The 21,889-nt window shown below is 26.8% G+C and carries 12 protein-coding genes; 8 read left to right on the top strand and 4 right to left on the bottom strand.

Translation table 11 applies throughout. The annotated features are described in order from the left end of the window. The first annotated feature begins 873 nt into the window (after positions 1–873). The 3 genes from NLO413_RS00340 to NLO413_RS00330 are packed head-to-tail and all read left to right on the top strand — an operon-like array spanning position 874 to position 7,310. Positions 874–5,646, top strand: coding sequence for an NAD-glutamate dehydrogenase (locus NLO413_RS00340; RefSeq protein ID WP_045808585.1), 4,773 nt, complete (start codon positions 874–876; stop codon positions 5,644–5,646). Continuing rightward, positions 5,639–5,947, top strand: coding sequence for a Sec-independent protein translocase subunit TatB (gene tatB, locus NLO413_RS00335; RefSeq protein WP_045808584.1), 309 nt, complete (start codon positions 5,639–5,641; stop codon positions 5,945–5,947). Before NLO413_RS00340 ends, tatB begins: the two co-directional genes overlap by 8 nt. After that, the gene (locus NLO413_RS00330) at positions 5,922–7,310 is read left to right on the top strand and encodes a PleD family two-component system response regulator (protein ID WP_045808583.1); all 1,389 of its coding nucleotides are present in this window, start codon (positions 5,922–5,924) and stop codon (positions 7,308–7,310) included. Before tatB ends, NLO413_RS00330 begins: the two co-directional genes overlap by 26 nt. A 330-nt stretch (positions 7,311–7,640) precedes the next feature. Here the strand turns inward: NLO413_RS00330 and NLO413_RS00325 are convergent, their stop codons facing one another. From NLO413_RS00325 to NLO413_RS00310, 4 genes are all read right to left on the bottom strand, one after another. Further along, positions 7,641–8,537, bottom strand: coding sequence for an RluA family pseudouridine synthase (locus tag NLO413_RS00325; RefSeq protein ID WP_045808582.1), 897 nt, complete (start codon positions 8,535–8,537; stop codon positions 7,641–7,643). 176 nt (positions 8,538–8,713) lie between these two features. After that, a complete protein-coding gene (locus NLO413_RS00320; RefSeq protein WP_045808581.1) occupies positions 8,714–9,472 on the bottom strand; it encodes an inositol monophosphatase family protein in 759 nt (252 codons plus the stop codon). 3 nt (positions 9,473–9,475) lie between these two features. Then, on the bottom strand, positions 9,476–10,045 hold the full coding sequence (gene efp, locus NLO413_RS00315; RefSeq protein WP_045808580.1) for an elongation factor P: 570 nt from the start codon (positions 10,043–10,045) through the stop codon (positions 9,476–9,478). A 54-nt stretch (positions 10,046–10,099) separates the two neighbouring features. After that, positions 10,100–11,182, bottom strand: a complete 1,083-nt coding sequence (locus NLO413_RS00310; protein ID WP_045808579.1) for a UDP-N-acetylglucosamine--N-acetylmuramyl-(pentapeptide) pyrophosphoryl-undecaprenol N-acetylglucosamine transferase — start codon at positions 11,180–11,182, stop codon at positions 10,100–10,102. A gap of 1,241 nt (positions 11,183–12,423) precedes the next feature. Between NLO413_RS00310 and NLO413_RS00305 the strand changes: the two genes are divergently transcribed. From NLO413_RS00305 to yidC, 5 genes are all read left to right on the top strand, one after another. Further along, complete coding sequence (locus NLO413_RS00305; RefSeq protein WP_045808578.1) at positions 12,424–13,005, top strand: hypothetical protein; 582 nt, start codon at positions 12,424–12,426, stop codon at positions 13,003–13,005. A 449-nt stretch (positions 13,006–13,454) separates the two neighbouring features. Next, a complete protein-coding gene (locus tag NLO413_RS00300) occupies positions 13,455–16,847 on the top strand; it encodes an FAD-dependent oxidoreductase (RefSeq protein ID WP_045808577.1) in 3,393 nt (1,130 codons plus the stop codon). A 641-nt stretch (positions 16,848–17,488) separates the two neighbouring features. Then, the gene (locus NLO413_RS00295) at positions 17,489–18,175 is read left to right on the top strand and encodes a phosphatidylserine decarboxylase (RefSeq protein ID WP_045808576.1); all 687 of its coding nucleotides are present in this window, start codon (positions 17,489–17,491) and stop codon (positions 18,173–18,175) included. 11 nt (positions 18,176–18,186) lie between these two features. After that, the gene (locus tag NLO413_RS00290) at positions 18,187–18,966 is read left to right on the top strand and encodes a CDP-alcohol phosphatidyltransferase family protein (RefSeq protein WP_045808575.1); all 780 of its coding nucleotides are present in this window, start codon (positions 18,187–18,189) and stop codon (positions 18,964–18,966) included. A 1,196-nt stretch (positions 18,967–20,162) separates the two neighbouring features. Continuing rightward, positions 20,163–21,887: a membrane protein insertase YidC gene (gene yidC / locus NLO413_RS00285; protein ID WP_045808574.1), complete on the top strand. Its 1,725-nt coding sequence runs from the start codon at positions 20,163–20,165 to the stop codon at positions 21,885–21,887. Positions 21,888–21,889: the final 2 nt, after the last annotated feature.

Below are 21,889 nucleotides of genomic sequence, written 5' to 3'. Positions count from 1 at the left end.
AAATACAGCAAATTCAAATAAACTCAATATAACCTATTCCCAAATGTTAGAGCCTTTACTACAAACTATGTTAATAATGTTCTTGTTTCAAGTAAAATACTAATCATTACTTTTGGTCTACTATTATCTAACACCAAAGTATTAATACTAAAACTAGTTTTTAGCGGTTTTATTCACAATACATTATTATCGTCCACATTCTATCTCTTTAAAAAACATATACCACTAGCTACCCAACAAACTTATACATACCCTTGTTATGCACAAACTATCACTTTACCATAAATTAAAAAAATATATCCTTCTATAACTTATAAAATATAATGTATATATAAATTCAACATTAACAACTATACTATATTAGTAATAATTTTATTATAAATTAAATTATTAAGATAAAGTAAATACTACACAACCTTCAACTGTAATATCATCACTTACAATATTAAATGCTTGACACTATATAACACTATGAGAAGTAGTTATCTATCATCCCCATCAGCATTTAATTATTGACAAAAAAGCACATGATAAACATAACTCTTAGTTTTCTAGCAATCCTCTATCAATGATATTATTCATTAAATTCTTTACAAACTCATAAACATTTACTCTTACATCATATTCTACACAAACAGCAGATTATTTGTTGATAAACTTTAAAATTTATACCAATTTTATGAACATCACTAATATATAAATTATCTACAACAATACTTCTATATTAGATTTTCATAACATTTATTAAATCATGCAAAAAACTACTTCCCTATATAAGAATATAAATGTCACATAAATAATTAATTGTGTTTTAAATAGTATATAGTATCTTAATATTTATAACATATAATTACTTAAGCAATTGAGATAATAATGTACATAAATAACTACGGCTTCAACAATAAAGTAATTGACTCTATATTATTATCATTAGAGCAAGATAAAGGTAATAAAAATAACTTATTAAAAAATTTTATTAAAAAATTTTATAATTTTTCATATAGTAGCGATGTTAAATTAAGTAGTAAGTTTCTACTATATTTAGCACAAGATCTTCTTAATTTTATCAGCAAAAGAACACTCAATGAAAGCAAAGTCAAAATATTTAACATCAACAACAAAGACATAATTCAAGAAAATTTAACTATTATTGAAACAGTTACCAACAATTTACCGTTTATTATTGACTCAATTAACATAACATTAAAAAAGCACAATTTATCAATATATCATTGCACTAACGCTGTTTTAAATATTGAAAGATCAAATAATACAATAGTAAACATATTGCAAACTCAACCTTACGCGAATGATACAACAAATGAATCAGTAGCATACTTTATCGTAAATAACATTGATGAAAACACCCAGGTAATATTAAAATCAGATATCGAAAAAACCCTTAAAGCAGTAAATCACTGTGTTAAGGATTGGCATTTAATGCTAAATCGCTTAAATACAATACTCAATAATTTAAAAATAAATAATTCTCATCAGGAAATATGCAAATTTCTAGAATGGGCACAAAGCGATAATTTTGTGTTTTTAGGATACGAAGAATATATTGAAAATAATGGAAAATTAGTCATAAATAATTCCAGTAACTTAGGATTGCAAAGAATTAATGTTACTGCTCAAGTAAATAAAGATATTTCTGATTCTAAAAATCATCTGTATATTATGCAGTCTGATATTATATCCAACGTTCATAGACACGAATACATGATTTGTATTGGTATTAGAACATTTAATAATGGAGTATTGCAAAAAGAAGAGTGTTTTTATGGATTTTTTGCATCTGTTGTTTCTTTTCAAGATGCTACACACATACCTATAATACGTGAAAAAATAAAAGCTGTTGAACTAAAATCAGGATTTATACAAAAAGGACATAATAACAAAGCATTAGTTGCTATATTACAAAGATTTTCCAGAGAAGAATTATTTCAGTTTTCTGTAGAAGAACTATTTCAAATTTCAATGGGCATTTTATTTTTGTCTAGTAATCCAAAAGTAAAATTGTTTCTAAGAAGAGATATGAATAATAGTTTTATAAACTGTATTATTTTTATTCCAAAAAATCTTGCAAGTACAGAATTAGCAACAAAAATAAGTATTATTTTAGAAAACATGCTACTAGGAAAAGTTGTTATCCAATACTACAGTATGTGTAATGAATCTGATTTAGTTAAATTACAATTTATGTTAAAGACTAGTAATAATTCCTCTAATATTTCAGAACAGGAAATAGAAACTCAGATTATAGAATCAACTAAAAAATGGGAAGATAGATTATATAATGCTCTACAAAGTAAATTAAACTATGATTTTTCACCGTATTTAAATGCATTCCCTATAAGTTATCAAGAGTACTTTGATCCTGAAAGTGCATACCATGACATAGTAAAAATTAACACAGCACTTCAAAATAATACTAGCGAAGTAGACTTATATTTAACAGAAAACAATAATCACTACCAATTAAAGATATATATTCCAGAACAAAAAAATCTAAAATTTTCACAAGTGTTCAATATTGTCAAAAAAATGGGTGTAAATATACTATTACACTATAGTTATAATATTGTAATTCAAAGTAACTCCATATGTTTACATCACTTTATACTGTCCCATACTAAAGCTTCTTTTAACTATAACAGCATTAAACAACAATTTGAAATTACGCTTAAAAAGATTTTTTCTAAAGAAATTGAAAATGATCTTTTTAATAATCTAGTAATTTCAGCAAATTTAAATTGGAAAGAAGTACTACTTATAAGAGCATTAAGTGGATACTTAAAGCAAATCTCATTCAGTTACAGTCAATCATATATACGCAAAATTGTTATAAAATATCCAAATATAATATACTTATTTATCAGATTATTTGAAGCAAGATTTGATCCAGCTTTGAATGTATCGCGTAAAGAACATGAAGCAGCAATAAAAGAAAAAATTGATCAACTTCTTACAACTGTCATTGATATTATACACGACTATATTTTACGATGTATTTATTCTCTTATTTTAGCAATATTACGCACTAATTATTATCAAGGAAACAAAAGCTATTTATCAATAAAAATAAGTTCTGACAAGGTACCAAATATACCTTTGCCGTGTCCTTTTAGAGAAATTTACGTATATTCAAGTCTATTTGAAGCAATTCATTTGCGTGGGGGAAAAGTTGCTAGAGGAGGTATCAGATGGTCTGATAGAACAGAAGATTTTCGCACAGAAATATTAGGGCTCATGAAAGCACAAATGACAAAAAATTCTGTTATTGTACCTGTAGGATCCAAAGGAGGATTTATACTTAAGAATTCAATAAAAGATAAGCCTTTAATTGAACATGCAGTTGAATGTTATAAAAATATTCTCCGCGGTATTCTAGATATTACAGATAATATTATTGATGATAATTATGTCACTCCAAAGAATGTTATTAAATACGATGAATATGACCCATATTTAGTAGTAGCCGCAGATAAAGGTACTGCATCTTTTTCTGATTACGCTAACCAAATTTCACAAGAATACAATTTCTGGCTTGGAGATGCATTTGCATCTGGAGGGTCAATTGGATTTGATCACAAGAAAATGGGTATCACAGCTAAAGGGGCTTGGGTTGCTGCTAATCGACATTTCTGGGCAATTAATAAAAATATTCAAGAAGAAACATTTACGGTTATTGGAATTGGCGATATGTCCGGTGATGTTTTCGGTAACGGGATGCTATTGTCAAATAAAATATGCTTATTAGGAGCATTTAATCACCTTTATATTTTCATCGATCCATCCCCTAATCCAGAAACAAGCTTTTTAGAGCGTAAGCGTCTTTTTTTAATGCATGGTTCATCTTGGAAAGATTATAATAAAAGTTTAATTTCAAAAGGTGGCGGTATTTTTTGTAGAAAATCAAAATCTATAACACTTACTCCAGAAATGAAAAAATGTCTTCACATTAATACAGATCAAAAAGAAATTTCACCTGATACTTTAATTGCTTATCTATTAAAAGCCCCTGTAGATATGATCTGGAACGGAGGAATAGGTACATATATTAAATCCTCAAAAGAAAGTAATGCAGTTGTCGCAGACAAAGCTAATGATAATTTGCGAGTCAATGGTTGTGATGTTAAAGCTTCAATGATTATCGAAGGTGGAAATTTAGGATGTACACAACTTGGAAGAATAGAATATTCTAATACAGGAGGAAAAATTAATACGGACTTTATAGATAATGCAGGTGGGGTTATTTGCTCAGATTTTGAAACTAATATTAAAATATGTTTAGAATTAGCTATAAAGGATAAATTTATTTCTCTCGATAAGCGTAACGCAATATTGGATTCTATGATGGATGACATTCCAACAATTGTGCTAAATAATCATAGTCAATTAGAAACAAAAGCTTTGATGCTGGAATGTATACAATCCCAAGACAGAATAGAACAACATCACAAACTCTTACAACATTTAGAAAAGGTAAAAATGCTTGATCGTAATATAGAATTTTTACCTAGTGATGAAGAAATTGCAAAAATGAGTTCTGAAATGAGAGGTTTTAATGCTCCTCAAATTGCAGTTTTAATAGCTTATACTAGAATGTCTATTAAAAATGAAATTATGGCATCCAATTTACTTCAACATTCCGCAAGTTTTATTAATTTATATGAATCCCTATATCTTTTATCTTATTTTCCATTGTATATAAGGAATAATTTTGAAAAGTATATCAAACAGCATATACTCAAAAAAGAAATATTAGCAACTTGCATTTCTAACGATATTGTAAATAGAATGGGGTGCGTATTTGTTCATCATATTAAAAGTATGGGTATTACAGTTGACAATATAGTTAGAGCATATGTAATCATAACATATATATATAATTTACGTAAAATATGGGCTGAATTAGATAAAATAGACAGCAGCATCCCAATTAACTCTTATGTTACAATTATTAGGGAAGTACAAAAATTTATAGGACAAGCTGCTTTTTGGTTTTTTAGAAATTTACATAAATTTGTAGACATTGAAAAAAGATTAGATGACTTATCATCAAAAATTATACTATTAGAAAAAAATATGGAAAATATTTTATGCGATACCTTAGAAACAGACAATAATAATACATTAAGCAATATACCGAATGATATCAGTTGTAATATTATCAAAAAAATTAATAGCTTAAAGTTTTTAATCTCCGGATTAGATATAATTTATCTAGCAGACAATACTAATATACCTATTGTTATAGTTGGGAAAATATATTTCCATCTTAGATCTGTTTTAAATTTTAATCACATACGTGAGCTTGCATTACAAATGGATTCAAACTCTTCCTATTGGCAACGCATAGCAATTAGAAATCTACTAGATGATTTAAGTGACTACCAATCTATTATTACAAGTAACATTATAAAACATATAGAGCCATTAATAGCCTCTACTGATCAAAATAACATTGAAGCAACAGTTGCTAATTCCATTACATCATGGTGTGTTAAACATCAAAATAAGCTTAATAGATACTACAGCTTTCTTAATGAAATTAATACAACACAACTTGAATTAAGTAAGCTTATGCTTATAATTAAATCTCTTAGTGTTTTCACGTTAGAAAAAGATTATAGTGTTTAGCATTGGATTATCAGAAATAATGGTCATTATTATAGTAGGTTGTCTAGTAATTGATCCTAAAAAATTACCTCATATAATTAAAGATGTGCAAACATTATATAAAAAAATTTTTATTATAAAACAAGAATTAATAAATACAGCTAAAAGCATTGACATAGATATCAATACAGAAAAAAAAGAGGTTGCCATTAAAAAAAATATAATTGGTGATGATGGAAACACATATGAAGCATATGAAATACAAAATTTAATAAAAAAGGAAAAAAAAGAAAGCTATGACAGCAAGAATACTAATAGTTGATGATTTAATAGCAAATGTTAAGTTATTACAAGCAAAGCTAACACAAGAATATTATGATGTTATTGTTGCAATGAGCGGGTTAGAAGCTATAGAGATTGCTGAAAAAAAGCATCCAGATCTGATACTCCTCGATGTAATGATGCCAGATATAGATGGATATGAAACATGTAAAAGACTAAAAGCTAATCCTTCCACAACATATATTCCTATTGTAATGATTACAGCACTTGATAATACATCTGAAAATAGAGTCAATGGTATTAATGCAGGAGCCGATGATTTCCTTACAAAACCAATTAATGACCTAGCATTATTTGCTAGAATTAGATCATTAACAAGATTCAAAGTACTTGTAGATGAGCTCAGACTCAGAGGAAAAACTAGTACTGAAATGAATGCACTAGATGATAATATCATGAATTACGCAAATCAAATTTCTAATGGTAAAATTTTAATTATAGATGAAGATAAGGTAAGAACTGAGTATATTAATGTTATATTACAAAAATCCTTCCAAGAAACTGTAATATCACATAATACCGACCAAGCAACTAATATTGCTAATACATCAGATTATGATCTTATAATAATAGATGCGCAATTTTCTGGAGATGGATTAAGATTATGTTCACATTTTCGCAACAACAATAAAACCCGTTATACACCTATCTTAACCTTATTTGATGAAAGTAACGATACACATTTAATAACAAAGGCTTTTGATATTGGCATAAGTGATTATATAACGACACCTATAGACAGCAATGAACTAATTGCAAGAGTAAATATACAAATAAAAAGAAAAAGATATCAAGATGCATTAAGAAATCACCTTGATAATAACGTAGCAATGTCTATCATCGATCCTCTAACAGGATGCTATAATAGAAGATATTTTGACATTCATTTTCAAAATATTGTAAACGAATCAATACAAAAAGATAAAAGCTTATCTCTTATGATTATTGATATTGATCATTTTAAAGAAATAAATGATAATTTAGGACATATTGTAGGAGACGAATTACTACAACAATTCAAACAAAGACTTGAGTCAAATATACGAGTGACAGACCTTCTTGCAAGATTTGGGGGAGAAGAATTTGTAATAATACTTCCGGATACAAATCTTAAAAGCGCCATAGAAGCTGCTGAAAGACTAAAAAATAAAATTGCTGAAGAACCTTTCAATATTAGTACAGGTAGTATATTCAAAACTATAAGTATTGGTATATCAGAAATATCCCCTAATGATACTGTCAAAACACTTATTAATACTGCAGACCAATGTCTATATATAGCAAAAAAAAGCGGTAGAAATAAAATAGCATGTTTATCTAATAACAATATAGTATTATACTAATAAAAGTCTTTTTAAGCTTAAATATAGTGAAGATACTCAATAACCTTTTCTCTGAGGCCCAATGGAATAATATATCTAAAACTAGACATCATGGTGCAAACACAGAGTCTATGTTAATATATGGTATTGATATTATTATACCATACCAATACTAAATACATGATACACAAAGCAAATGATACAAATAAAACAGTAAGTTTATCTCAAGCTAATCCTTATTATATATTACCAAACACAAATATTAAAATTAAACAGTTTATCTTAAATTATGAAAATTTAGATAGTACAACAGTTATAATCTTTATTGTATAAAAAACAAGGTCAACTATACTACATAATAGATAATTTATCTATCACTGCTTGCATTGAATAAGGCATGGGAGAGGTAAAAACAAATTCTTTATTACATAACGTAATAGATAAAAAATGTGCATGTAGCTGCAAAGTATTACTTAATATATTACTACTTTTTATATTTTTTTTGTCACCAATAATTGGACAATTTATATAAGATAGATGATTTCTTAATTGATGTTTTCTTCCTGTTATTGGCTGCAATTCTAATAATGCAACATCTCCATTAAATCGTTTTATTATATGAAATAATGTTTTTGCAGATTTTTTATACATTATCAATTGACCTCCCATGTATTTTTTGTGTTCTATAGGATAATTTATTTCACCACTATCACTATGTGGAATTCCATAAGTTAAGGCAAAATATCTTTTATGTACCCTATGCTTTCTAAATTCCTCTGCAATAATCCTAGATGCTCTTAAGTTGCGTGCTAATAGTAATACTCCGCTTGTATCTTTATCTAACCTATGCACTATTCTTAAATTTTCTCCATTTTTTACTTTGTGCAATACATCATTAATACTTACTTTAACATTGCTACCACCTTGCACAGGAATACCGGATGGTTTATTAACAGCAATTAAATAATCATTTTCATCTATAATGTTATCTAATATCAACTGTAATACTGAAGAACAATACTTATTTTCATAATGAACACTGCTAGTTGCATTATGGTTAACGTCGCTTACATAAATTACCTCTCCTCCTTTTACTCTCATATTAGCTTTTACCTTCTTATCATTAAGTAAAATTTTACCCTTACGTAACAATTTCTCTATTAACGATTGAGGAACATCAGAAATAATTTTACGTATATATTTATCTAACCTTACAGTATCTTCTGTTTCAACAATATATTTATTCATAATTTCATCTTACTACTTAATAACTTACACAAGAAAATACATAGTACTCTCTTACATTACATTAATTTCTTAAAGAATACTTTTGATGTACAACTATATAAGTAAAAAATTATACAATAATTACCTATATATCTAATTTTACATCATTTTTTATTTTATTAATCAACACATTTATGTTATTTGATCTTATCATTTAATAATTCACATAGAGCAAAATTACTTGCAATAAATATACCATCTTTTATCAATGAACTACCTTTGCTTTCCTTAATAAAAAGTTCTCCTATAGCGGTTTTATATTTATGAACATGGGAATAAATAAGTATGTCATAACATGCTGTACATAAGCTTGCAAATCCCATTGTGACTGACCCCATAGATCGTAAAATTAACCCATAGTTACTCAACTGTGCAAGTAGCATGTTAATGCTAGGATTATTAGTTGTAAAATCAACTACTGCCCTAGTAATACTTTGCTTGTTTCCTATATGCATTTTTACATATCTCGAATGTCCATTTTCTGCAAAGGCACCAGAACCTTTTTCAGCATAATATGTCTCTTGTAAAATTGGCACATCAACAATTGCTGCTACTACTTCTTCATTTTTTACAAGTGCAACTGATGTAGTAAAATAAGGTATGTAGTTCATAAAATTGGTTCTACTATCCATTGGACTAACAAACCAAAAAATATCGCCAACACCTGATAAATCTCTATAATTTTCAAAAATAACTTTGTAATCCTGTCTATAATTATAAAGTTCTTCCGCAATAATCTTACTTGATCTTGCATATGCTGCTCTTGTAAAATCACTTGCAGCTGAATAGGAAAGCTGTAAGTATCTAATTTCATTAAAATCCCTAATTAATATTTTTGACGATTTACGTACTACTCTTAGCATCATATTAATTACTGGTGAAAAAATTACAGACATTTATTATCCCTTTGCTCTTTCATAATACTTATCTTCCGGAGTATGAACAACTATTTCATCACCAACCTTAATAAATGTAGGCACATTAATACGCTGTTGATTTTCTAATATAGCAACCTTATAAGAAGAAGAAGAAACTGTCTGCCCCTTAATAACGGCTTCAGTTTCTATGACTTTAAGTACAACATAATCTGGTACTTTCGCATATAATACTTCATTATTATAAAGTACTACTGTAATAATTAAATCATCTTTCAAATATTTCTTTTTATCCCCTAGTATATCCTTATTCACAGTAATTTGCTCATAGGTTTTAGTATGCATAAGTGTCATTTCATGGTCATTATCAAAAATGTAATGAAAATCAACTTCATCAATAATAGCTCTTTTAATATCACCATCTGTACGAAATCTTTCATAATACTTTGCGCCCGTTTTCAAATTCTTAAGTTCAGCTTGTATATAAGCACCACCTTTACCAGGCTGAGTATGCATTACTTTTACCACCAAATATAGCGAACCATTATGATCAAGTACATATCCAGGCTTTATATTATTTCCTTTTTGAGCCATTCTTTTACTTTTATATAACTAATCTAATAAGTGTAATATTAAATCACATATAGCTCAAGTAAAAACAGGTATTCCTAAATCTATCTTTCGTATTATATTATATAATCGTTCAGATGCATCTGAAATTGCATACTGTCTTGCATTTCTAGCCATAGTATACAGTTTTATTTTATTATTAAATAAATCCAATAATGTATCTTTCATCAATAAATAATTTAAATCTTTTTCTTCTATACATAAAGCTGCATTCAAACTTTCCAGAAACTTTGCATTATAAAGCTGATGATTATCTGCAGAATACTTATAAGGTATATATATAGCTGGCTTACCATTAAGCATAACTTCTGCAATTGTAGTTGCACCTGCTCTACTAATTATTAAATGTGCATTATTTAAAATATTCTTTATATCAATAAAAAACGTACTTAACCTACATTTTACATAGTGCATATCATATTGCTTTCTTATAACTTCAATATTTTTTTCGTTACATTGTTGAACTACAAAAACCTTATTTCTAATATTTTTTGGCAAATGTACAATTGCTTCAGCAACTACGTTACCAAATGAACACAATCCTTGACTTCCTCCTAATACTAAAATATTAAGTCTATCTTTAATTTCAAAATCATTATTTGTTATAACATCTACAGGGTTACCTGTTCTTATAGATTTTTTATTTATATCTTCATTAACATATTGTATTAATGGTAAACATGTAGCTATTACTGTTGCATACTTTACAAAAAATCTGTTTACTTTTCCCAATACAGAATTTTGCTCATGTAAAATCACATTAATAGATTTATGTTGTGCTGCTAAAATTACGGGAAAAGATGTATACCCACCAAACCCTACAATAAGAAATGGCCTTACTCTATACATGTATATGTAAGATAACACATAACTATATATCATTAATATATAAAAAAATAATTTGTTAATTATGCCTTTCCTTCTATATATAGGTAAAATATATACTTCAAGGTATTTATACATATCCTTATACAATTGAAATTTTACATCAGTAAATAAAATACAATTATATCCTTTTTGAACTAGAGTTTTATACAACTCTATAGCAGGAAATATATGCCCACCAGTACCTCCTGCAACCAAAACAATTAATTTACTCATTAAGATTAACTTACCATACAAGTAACTTACTTATATACCATATAAGAATAATATCAGCATTTTTTTTATTATAACTCATGTTTTTTACGAATATATATTACAAAAACTATCAATTCTCCAATTGATTTAACTTTTATCATCTAATAGAATTAGGAATTTTTAAATATTTTATAAGTTATTAAAATATTTTAATATTTAAAATAAAATAATTTTAGCATTATCCAAAGCAAGTAAATAATACACTATTACCAAGCCATATCTATTAAAACACACCCAATATTGTGAAAACAATTTTTAAGCTCTATAAACGTAATAGTATATCAGTAAATCTAATGCTCAAAAAGAGCTTTAAACATCTTTTACTATCCTATAAAGATATTTCCAAAAAATTTAAAATTCCTAACACAAATAATGTAACATTGAATGTCAATTATAAAAAACTTAAAAACATTTTTTACCAACCCATATAAAAAGAATATATTAGAAAATACTTAAAAATCCAATATTAATGCATCAACAATAAGTCACAATTATGGGCATAGAGATACAAAAAATACATTGTAACTTATATGCGGCTTTATAACTATACACATAATTCTACAATTAGATTTATAATAAATTACTAAAGCAATATTTTGCTCATAACATAGCAAATTCAAGCAGACAAGTAAGATCCGACTTTAACTAGAAATATTTATAATAATATACCATATCACCTAACCAGTAATCTATAAACAAACGTTGTTTAAAGTACTATGTGCTTCATTCATAAAAACAGATTCAACTTATTCACTTTTAAAAAACATCATACGCTTAACAACTCACATATTATGTAAAAGAATTTTATGCAATAATACTTTGACAAATGTGTATTAACTTTAAAAAATAACGTATTATTTTGCTGAAACTATATTACAAATTTATATTTCATTATATACGTATAAAATATTTAAAAAGCACTAATATTACTTCATGCGATGTTTATCAAAAATTACGATCTCTATCTTTGATACATCAACAAATATAAAAAATAACTTTTAGCATTATTTATATAGCTAAACATTAGCTAAAGCACTATTATATTACAATAATAACAAAAATTTAAATTAAACTTTTATGCATTTTATTAACTTAATACCCCATTTAAAAAATACTATTTTACAAATATTATTATATAATGTATTGCATCTTAAATTTTTTTAATTTATATATTTAAATAATTAACTCTTAATATAAAAAAAATGCCAGCTAACTTTTTCTGTTGTTACAGAAAGAAAAATAATGATAGTGAAAACTCATCTCAAACAGATTACCCAAACTTTTCAAATAATGATTCCACCCCTAAAATAAAATTTATTAAGTTACACTTACCACACAAAAAAGATTTATACATTAACATTTCTAATTATATTGCTTATAAAAATATAAACGACAATACAATAAAAGATTCTAGTATTATTTTTATAATATTTTATAAAAACGTACAATATTATTACAGTGGTATTATAGATAAAGCGTTAAAATCACATATAAAATTAGAACATCTTAACTCAATCTATGCATATAATATTCCTGAAGAATATGAAAATAACATTCTGAGATGGTGTATAAAAATACGAATTAGTGAATCAATGTTTTACTATTCTGGTATAGAATTTCATGGCAGTATCGAACAAACATTAAATGATAGGCCCTGCCATATCAGTATGGCATTAGACACAATAATAGATTTACCACAAGAAGAATCATTGAGTAAAATTAATACAAAAGTTGAAGGTGTGTCCATACAAACATTTTCTCTGCAAGAAAATACTGTACATTAAATTAGACAACATAGTAAAATAATCGCTAAGCTTAATTCAAAAAATATCACTATTAATATATATCTGTATTAGAATCAGTAGTTGCACCTTAATAACATAATTATAATATTATGTAAAAAGAGTAACACACAATACAAATACTCAACTATAATTTATTGGGAACAATCAACACCACCCTCGATAATTTTTATATAAACAATAAATATGTTATATTAACACAATAATTTTTCTCTTTTATGTTTTTCATAAGAATCTTATATTCAAGAAATGAATATCGACTATTTTTCAAAGAGATTTTACACTAGAATTATTTATTACTATATAATAATAAGTGTTTTTTTTTAACCACTTCATTAAATCATTTTGCTTATTTCTAATTGTTAATGTAACATACATTAACAATTTTAATATGCTACCAAATAAATTTATAAATTTCACATTTGTTTATCATGTTTAATGTCCAGCCAGAAGAATTATATTCCAATACAAAACTAATAGAGCTAGACTGCTTGTTCTTACACTATGTTCAGTCACATAATACTACTCTATATAATACGTTACTAGATGCACGAAATAATAAATTTGCCGACTCCGATACAATAATCGAACTATCATATATACTTGAAAAGTTTATAGCTAAACTATTTCATATTCAAAATGAACTTAATATTAACAAAAAGCAACACGAAGAGTTTTCAATAATATACAAATGTAAAAGAATATTTGTACAGCGCTATGCACTAAAAAAATACAAAACTATAGATAATTTAAATATAAAGCATATCATACAAAATATGAAAAATATTTTTCATTTTCCTATACAAGATTACGATTTTGCTCAAAAAACAATATTATGGTTAGAAGAACAAGAACTATATTCACATCATCTTGATATTGTAGCACAATACGCAGCTTATATGGTATACTCTAATTCAAGTAATAGCATATTATTTCAAGTACCTAAAAAAATAAATTTCGCAAATTTAATACCTGTAGTAAAAGATAGTATCAACACCATTGACATATTAAAATTACAAAACATTAATCAAAGACTAGGTTTTAACTCAACACATACACCTACATTACATCAATCTTTAAATAATGTCCACTATTGCATATTTTGTCATAAACAAAATAAAGACAGTTGCTCTAAAGGATTATTACAAGATAATCAATTCAAATACTCTCCTTTAGGCACTGAGCTACATGGTTGCCCTGTAGAAGAAAAAATTTCAGAAATGAATTTTGTCAGAAGTCAAGGATTTATTATTGCTCCTCTAGCTATTGCAATAATAGATAATCCTTTATGTGTTTTAACAGGACATCGCATATGTAACGACTGCATGAAATCATGTATATATCAAAAACAGGATCCTGTCGATATTCCTGCAATTGAAACACACATCTTAGATAGCGTATTAAACCTAAGCTATGGATTTGAAATATACTCTTTACTTACTAAATGGAATCCTTTAAATATTCGCTCTCCTCTACCACAACCTAATACGAATAAAAATGTACTTATAGTAGGTCTAGGACCTGCAGGCATTAGCTTAGCACATTACTTATTAAATGATGGACATAATGTTATAGCAATAGATGGCTTAAAAATAGAACCCCTTCCTGAACATATATCTGGTGTTACGCCTTTAGGTAAAAAAGTTAAATTTCAACTTATTAAAAACACCAAAACTGAGTTATACGAAGACCTAAATAACCGTATTGCCTATGGGTTTGGTGGAGTATCCGAATATGGAATTACTGCTAGATGGAATAAAAACTACTTGAAAATCGCAAGATTACTGTTAGAAAGAAGAGAAAATTTTGCAATGTACGGAGGTATAAGATTCGGTAGTAACATAACAATAGATAATGCCTTTGATATAGGATTTCACCATATTGCGCTTGCAGCAGGATCAGGTAACCCGCATATTATACAAATAAAAAACTCACTTGCACGAGGTGTACGAATAGCATCTGATTTTTTAATGTCATTACAACTTACCGGTGCTGCAAGAGATGACTCTATTGCAAATTTACAAATTAGGTTACCTGCAGTTATTATTGGAGGAGGGCTTACAGCTGTTGATACAGCAACTGAATTATTAGCATATTACCCTATTCAAGTAGAAAAATTTCTTTTAAGATATGAGACTCTAGTAAAAAAATACGGCAAACAATCCATTGAAGAAAATTGGAATCAAGAAGAAAAAATTATTGCAAATGAATTTATAAACCATGCATATAAAATCAAATATGAAAAAGCTGCTGCTCAAAGGGAAAAAAGGACTCCAAGAATCATAAAATTGCTACAAAATTGGGGAGGCGTAACAATTATTTATAGAGGTAACCTATGCAAATCTCAAAGCTATAAATTAAACAGTCAAGAATTGCAACATGCATTATCAGAAGGAATATATTTTGCTGAAAATTTACAACCCATTGAAATAATTACAGACAAATACAACCACGCTAGCAAAGTCAAAGTTATTGATACACAAGGTAATCATAAATATATAATTGCAAAAAATGTTATTATAGCTACAGGTACTAGTCCTAATCTTACAACTTTAAAGGAAAGTGGAGTATACCTTAATAACAACTTAAACTTATTCAATTTAAATAAAATACTTACTACAAATATAAACCTCTCTCCTAAAAATCAAGATAAGGACAATATCTTTTTATCGCAAAATCAAAATATAAGCATCTTTGGAGATCTTCATCCATCATATAGGGGCAGCGTAGTTAAAGCAATTGCAAGTGCAAAAAATGGGTACCAAGCAATCACACAAGTACTTAAAAATCACCATCCCTGTAAAAATAGTCATAAATTTTTCCATAAAATCAGCACTTTATTCATATCTCGTATTGTAAAAATAGAGCACTTAACATCCAAAGTTATAAAATTAACTATTAGATCTCCTACTGCATCCTATAATTTTGAACCAGGTCAATTTTATCGGTTACAAAATTTCGAATATCAAAGTATCAACATACATCATGATAAAAAATTCAGAACCAAATTATCAATGGAAGGACTAGCATTAACAGGTGTATCTGTAGACAAAAAAAATGGTCTCATTTCTACAATAGTATTAAAAACAGGAGGATCAGCAGATTTATGTTACTATCTTAAAAAAAAACAACCAGTAATTTTAATGGGACCAACTGGATCTCCAACACAAGTACCCATCAAGGAACAAGTTATGCTAATAGGCGGAGGAGTAGGAAATGCTGTTCTTTTATCTGTCGGAAAAGCACTTATTTCCAATGGATGCAAAGTTTTATATTTTGCAGGATATAAAAATGCTAATGATACATTTTATACATCTGATATAGAGGAAGCATCTAATATTGTAATATGGTGTTGTGAAAATGGACATATCATCCCAAAAAGATCTCAAGATACTTTCTACTCTTCCAACATAATCCAAGGTATTATAAATTATCAAAAGCATTACCCAAAATTACAAAAAATTCAACTAAATACAATTAACAGAGCTATAATTATCGGCTCACATCACATGATGAAAGCAGTATCACATGCAATCAATAATGTACTTAAACCTCTTTTTCATCCAAATATCAACATCATTACATCTATTAATTCACCAATGCAGTGCATGATGAAGGGAATATGTGCACAATGCCTACAAAAACATATTAATCCTTTGACAAAAGAAGAATTTTTTGTGTATAGCTGTATTAATCAAGATCAGAAAGCTAATTATGTGGATTTTGAATTTTTAGATGAAAGACTTAAACAAAATAGTTTACAGGAAAAATGCACATCAAAATGGATTGATTATTGTTTAAATAGCAAGCACTCACAAGTCTAATATAAAAAAGCAAAAACTTAAACATAAATCTTCAAAAAAATATGATAACATATGCAATTTACAAACAAAAAGTAGTTCTCAACACAATACAACATAAATTATTTAAGAATAAAACACACACTTTAATGCTTTAACATAAACCCCAATAAAATAGCTTATAAAAATATATAATAGCTTATCATTATCTAACCTAAAAATTATAACTTTAAAACAACACTTTCACCCACAAAATATAAAATAATTCATATAAATTTAAAATGAAGAATATAAGTAGCAATACTATATCATAATAAAAACCTTTCTACATACAGTTACAATACTTATATATTAAAGTTATTATTACGTGATAAATTTATACATAGACAACCATAAAAACATAAGTATAACTTCATAAATGCTATAGATTAACTATGAATAATTACTTCATAAAACGTTATAAATATATCCTAAAAATGGACTATTTATATTCAATAAAACATACTAATGTATAGCTTCTTTATAGACATTTATTATAACAATATTTTTTAAATTTCGTATTAAAACAATTACTCCCCCTCTATGAGTAATAGTAAGTATTAATTGCAATAAGTGTAATATTTTTTATAATAAGAAAGTAAAAATATTATTTAAGGTATATAAGAATGCATATTAATTTAATTCCTAATATTCACAAAGAAGGATACATGTTTATTATCATTTCTTTCTTCTTATCATGTGCCGGATTTTCTATTTCTTGTGGATTAGGTATGATATTCTTATTTGTAACATTACTGTGTATATATTTTTTCCGTGATCCTATACGTGCTGTACCACAAAACAATAGATATGTTGTTAGCCCTGGAGATGGTACAATTTTAAAAATTAAGCAAGTAAGTTCTCCTATAGATCAGTCAACAGTAACTTGTATAAGTATATTTTTAAATGCTTTAAATGTACACGTTAACAGAATTCCTGTATCCGGTACTATTATATCAAAAGAATATAAGCCTGGAAGGTTTATTTCAGCAACATTTGATAAATCAAGTGAAGAAAATGAAAGACAAAGACTTGTCATAAAATCTACAGTAAACGATCATGTAGTTATCGTTGAGCAAATCGCAGGGTTAATAGCACGTCGAATAATATGTAACGTACAAGAAAATCAAGAAGTATTATTAGGAGAAAGATTCGGCATAATAAAATTTGGTAGTCGCGTAAATTTATACTTACCTTCTGACATTACAATACTAGTTACTGAAGGACAAACTGTAATTGGAGGAGAAACCATAATTGCTGACCTTGAAAAAGAATTATCAACACCGCATAACACCACTTTTAAACATATTTAACACCTGTTATTATGTATGAAGATAAGAATAATAAGCTTTACCCAATTGCAAAATTATTTCCTAATCTCATAACTTTGTTAGGATTATGTGCAGGGTTAACATCCATAAAGTTTACTTTCATCGGAAAATGGGAATTTGCTGTTATTTTTGTAATTATTGCAGCAATTGTAGATGGTATGGACGGTAGAATTGCACGACTACTAAACTCTACTAGCGGATTTGGAGCACATTTAGATTCTTTTGCAGATTTTCTTAACTTTGGAGTAGCACCAGCATTTCTACTATATTTTTGGCTACTTCAACAAATTAAAGTAATAGGATGGATGCTAGTAATGATGTTCATTATTTGTATGTCTATCAGGCTTGCAAGATTTAATGTTTCATTATATGAAGAAAATAAAATTGACTGGCATAAATTCTTTTTTGTTGGAATACCTGCCCCCATAGGAGCAATACTTTCATTAATACCGTTAATGCTTTCTTTTAATAGTGAAAGTCATCATTGGATTATAGACATTATACTCAACAAAAATGTAGTTGCTATATACTTTATGATTATTGCTTTTTGCTCAGTAAGTAACATTCCAACTTTTTCTGCAAAACATTGCTATATACCAAAAAATTTGTCATACATCTTTATCCTATTTTTAGGGGTATTTATTGTGTTCTCTATCACAAATCCTTGGGTTACATTTCCAGTTTCAGGATTAATTTATATACTGTCTATCCCATGTAGTAGCATATTTTATGCATATATATCTTACAAGAAGCGAAATATAACAAACAGTTAAGCTCACACTATCAGAAAAAAAATAATAATTTTATAAGTAAACTAACAACCAGCGGCAAAAAATTCATTACAAACAACCCCATTAGGTTATTAATAAGTAACTACTCCTAAAACATAATCCGTAATGTAATCAAAGAATATCACTATTATCATAAAGCAATTATTATAACCTCTAGCAATAAGCATAATACAAAACATTTATTATAAAATAGTGCTCTTCACATTAAATACATAAATATACTTTAAAAAATAATCTCCTTTTTACATGATAATCGTATAAAATTTATAAAATAACATTAAATAGTAAAAAACTTTCTCTTTTCTAAATAAAAAGATATGCTAACAATTAACAAAATCTCTTTAATATATATTATTTATGATAGTTAATAATTTCTTTAACTTTATTTAACGTATTTTTCTATATATTTAATGTGTTCATACTACATTTAATTACAAAATTTATAGTCATTTACCTTCAGTACAAACATACATTCAAGTTCTGCGCTAACTAACTGTATATCAGTTATTTATAAATAAACCATTAAAAGAATTATTATTAATAGAAGCTTTATATAATAAAACTACAGTTTTACTTCATTAGATATTTTAAAGCATAATGCATCGTAGAATATAACTCAAAGATCAATAAAATTTACTTAATACTTACAATATATTTATTAATAATATAACTAAATATACAATATTTATAAATATAACAGCATTTATATCTCATATGAATACATAATATACAAAAAATATTTTTGTAATCAAAAGTGCATATTAAAAAATATAAAACAAACTTATCATAAAATCTAACATAATTTAACAATTAACATTGTAATAACACATTAACTACCCAATAATTACACCGCTCACAAAATACTTAATTACTATACAGATTTATCTTATATTTTTAATGCTTTATTTTTCTCTAACAAATTAGAAATTTACTGTATATTTTAACAGAGAAATATATGCATAACTTTAAAACAACTTAATTCTATAAGAATAAATAAAAAATTTGATATATAATTTACAAATTTTCAGTTAAACATTAACAATACTATTTTTTGACAAAAACTTTGTAAAATTAATATGCACAAGTTACTAAAAATTATTTAATAATACATTATTGCTCTAAAAAACTTTATATGTTAAAATAAAATTTGCTTAGAGCTACCAAAATTAATTAATCTTATGTCTGATATTCGTAATCTTATACTTGCAGTTATCATATCTATTATATTAGTAATGGGGTGGCGGTTCATATATGAAAAAGTTTTTATACAACATGATAATATACGCAAAAACATTAGTGCAGACTCTATGCTTCCAGAAGTTGATAATGAACTTTTTGAATATAAATCAAAAAGTGAAATTGTAAATCAAGGTTCACGTATAAAAGTGTACAATAAAGAAATAAATGGCTCTATTGCATTAAAAGGTGGGATAATAGATGACATCACATTAGCAAATTATCACATAAGTACAGATAAAAAATCTAACGGTATAACTTTATTATCTCCTCATGGTACAGAAAAAGCATATTTCGCCGAGTTTGGATGGATAGATCCAAGTCATACAATAAAATTACCAGATAAAAATACGGTATGGAAATATGATAATGATGAGCTCACAAGTAATAGTTCCATCAGTCTATACTGGGATAATACGCAAGGTATTATTTTTAAACTAAAAATCCATTTAGATGATGACTATATGTTTACTGTAGAACAAATTATTAAAAATAATACAAATTCAATAGTCAACTTAATCCCTTATGGACGCATTAATAGATTACATAATTCCAATGATCAATCACATTGGATATCGCATGAAGGTGCCGTTGGTGGTTTTAGAAGCACAATAAAAGAGTGGACTTATAAAGAACTAATAAGCAAAGAAAATATCAAATATATACCTGAACCTTTACACAAAGAAAATGCCTGGATTGGATTAACTGATAAATATTGGTTTGTAGCTTTAATCCCTGCCAACATTGGTAATAATAAAATCACTTTTCATGCAAAACATGCAACTCATAATCACGAGCACTATTTTCAAGTTGATTTCAGTAGATCATATCAAAAAACCTTACCTTATGCTTCTTCTCATATAGAGAGTTATTTATTTGTTGGTGCAAAAAAATTAAGTATACTTGATAAGTATAAAGATACATTAAGTATACCTTTATTTGATAAAGCTGTAGACTTTGGCATTTTATATTTCATAACTAAACCAGTATTTTTATTACTTGAATATTTTCATAAAATAATAGGAAATTTTGGGCTTTCAATACTTATGTTAACTGTATTAATAAAGTTAATAATGTTACCACTATCAAATAGATCATACATTTCTATGTTTAAACTTAAGCAAATCCAACCACAAATTTCAAAGATCAAAGAGTTATATAAAAATGATACTCTCAAAACAAATAAAGAAATTGCTTTGTTATTTAAAAAATACGATGTGAGCCCTATTTCTAGTTTTTTACCAATATTAATACAAATTCCCGTATTTTTCGCCTTATATAAAGTGCTATTTATAACAATAGAAATGAGACATGCACCTTTTTTTCTATGGATAAAAGATTTATCAAGTGCTGATACAGCAAATATATTAACCTTATTTGGAATAATAAAATTTACTCCACCTATATGTGTTGGTATACTACCAGTTATTTTGGGAATTACTATGATAATACAGCAGAAAATTAGTGATCATTCTCATGACCAGGCACATTATAGCATTATGAAATATTTACCATACATATTTATATTTATTTTTTCTTCTTTCCCTGCTGGCTTAATAATTTACTGGATATGTAGTAATACCATTACTATTTTACAGCAATTAATCATAAAGCATTTTATATTAAAGAAAAAGCAATTTACTACAAAAATTGTTACAGGATCATAGGT

It is taken from the genome of Candidatus Neoehrlichia procyonis str. RAC413 (assembly GCF_000964795.1).
In the GTDB taxonomy this organism is placed as follows: Bacteria; Pseudomonadota; Alphaproteobacteria; order Rickettsiales; family Anaplasmataceae; genus Neoehrlichia; species Neoehrlichia procyonis.
This window is presented reverse-complemented; position numbering and strand designations above follow the sequence as displayed.

Excerpts from the sequence above, each read along its gene's own strand:
- NLO413_RS00340 (WP_045808585.1), top strand. The coding sequence starts at position 874 with ATGTACATAAATAACTACGGCTTCAACAATAAAGTAATTGACTCTATA.
- NLO413_RS00330 (WP_045808583.1), top strand. The coding sequence starts at position 5,922 with ATGACAGCAAGAATACTAATAGTTGATGATTTAATAGCAAATGTTAAG.
- NLO413_RS00325 (WP_045808582.1), bottom strand. The coding sequence starts at position 8,537 with ATGAATAAATATATTGTTGAAACAGAAGATACTGTAAGGTTAGATAAA.
- NLO413_RS00320 (WP_045808581.1), bottom strand. The coding sequence starts at position 9,472 with ATGTCTGTAATTTTTTCACCAGTAATTAATATGATGCTAAGAGTAGTA.
- efp (WP_045808580.1), bottom strand. The coding sequence starts at position 10,045 with ATGGCTCAAAAAGGAAATAATATAAAGCCTGGATATGTACTTGATCAT.
- NLO413_RS00310 (WP_045808579.1), bottom strand. The coding sequence starts at position 11,182 with ATGAGTAAATTAATTGTTTTGGTTGCAGGAGGTACTGGTGGGCATATA.
- NLO413_RS00305 (WP_045808578.1), top strand. The coding sequence starts at position 12,424 with ATGCCAGCTAACTTTTTCTGTTGTTACAGAAAGAAAAATAATGATAGT.
- NLO413_RS00300 (WP_045808577.1), top strand. The coding sequence starts at position 13,455 with ATGTTTAATGTCCAGCCAGAAGAATTATATTCCAATACAAAACTAATA.
- NLO413_RS00295 (WP_045808576.1), top strand. The coding sequence starts at position 17,489 with ATGCATATTAATTTAATTCCTAATATTCACAAAGAAGGATACATGTTT.
- NLO413_RS00290 (WP_045808575.1), top strand. The coding sequence starts at position 18,187 with ATGTATGAAGATAAGAATAATAAGCTTTACCCAATTGCAAAATTATTT.
- yidC (WP_045808574.1), top strand. The coding sequence starts at position 20,163 with ATGTCTGATATTCGTAATCTTATACTTGCAGTTATCATATCTATTATA.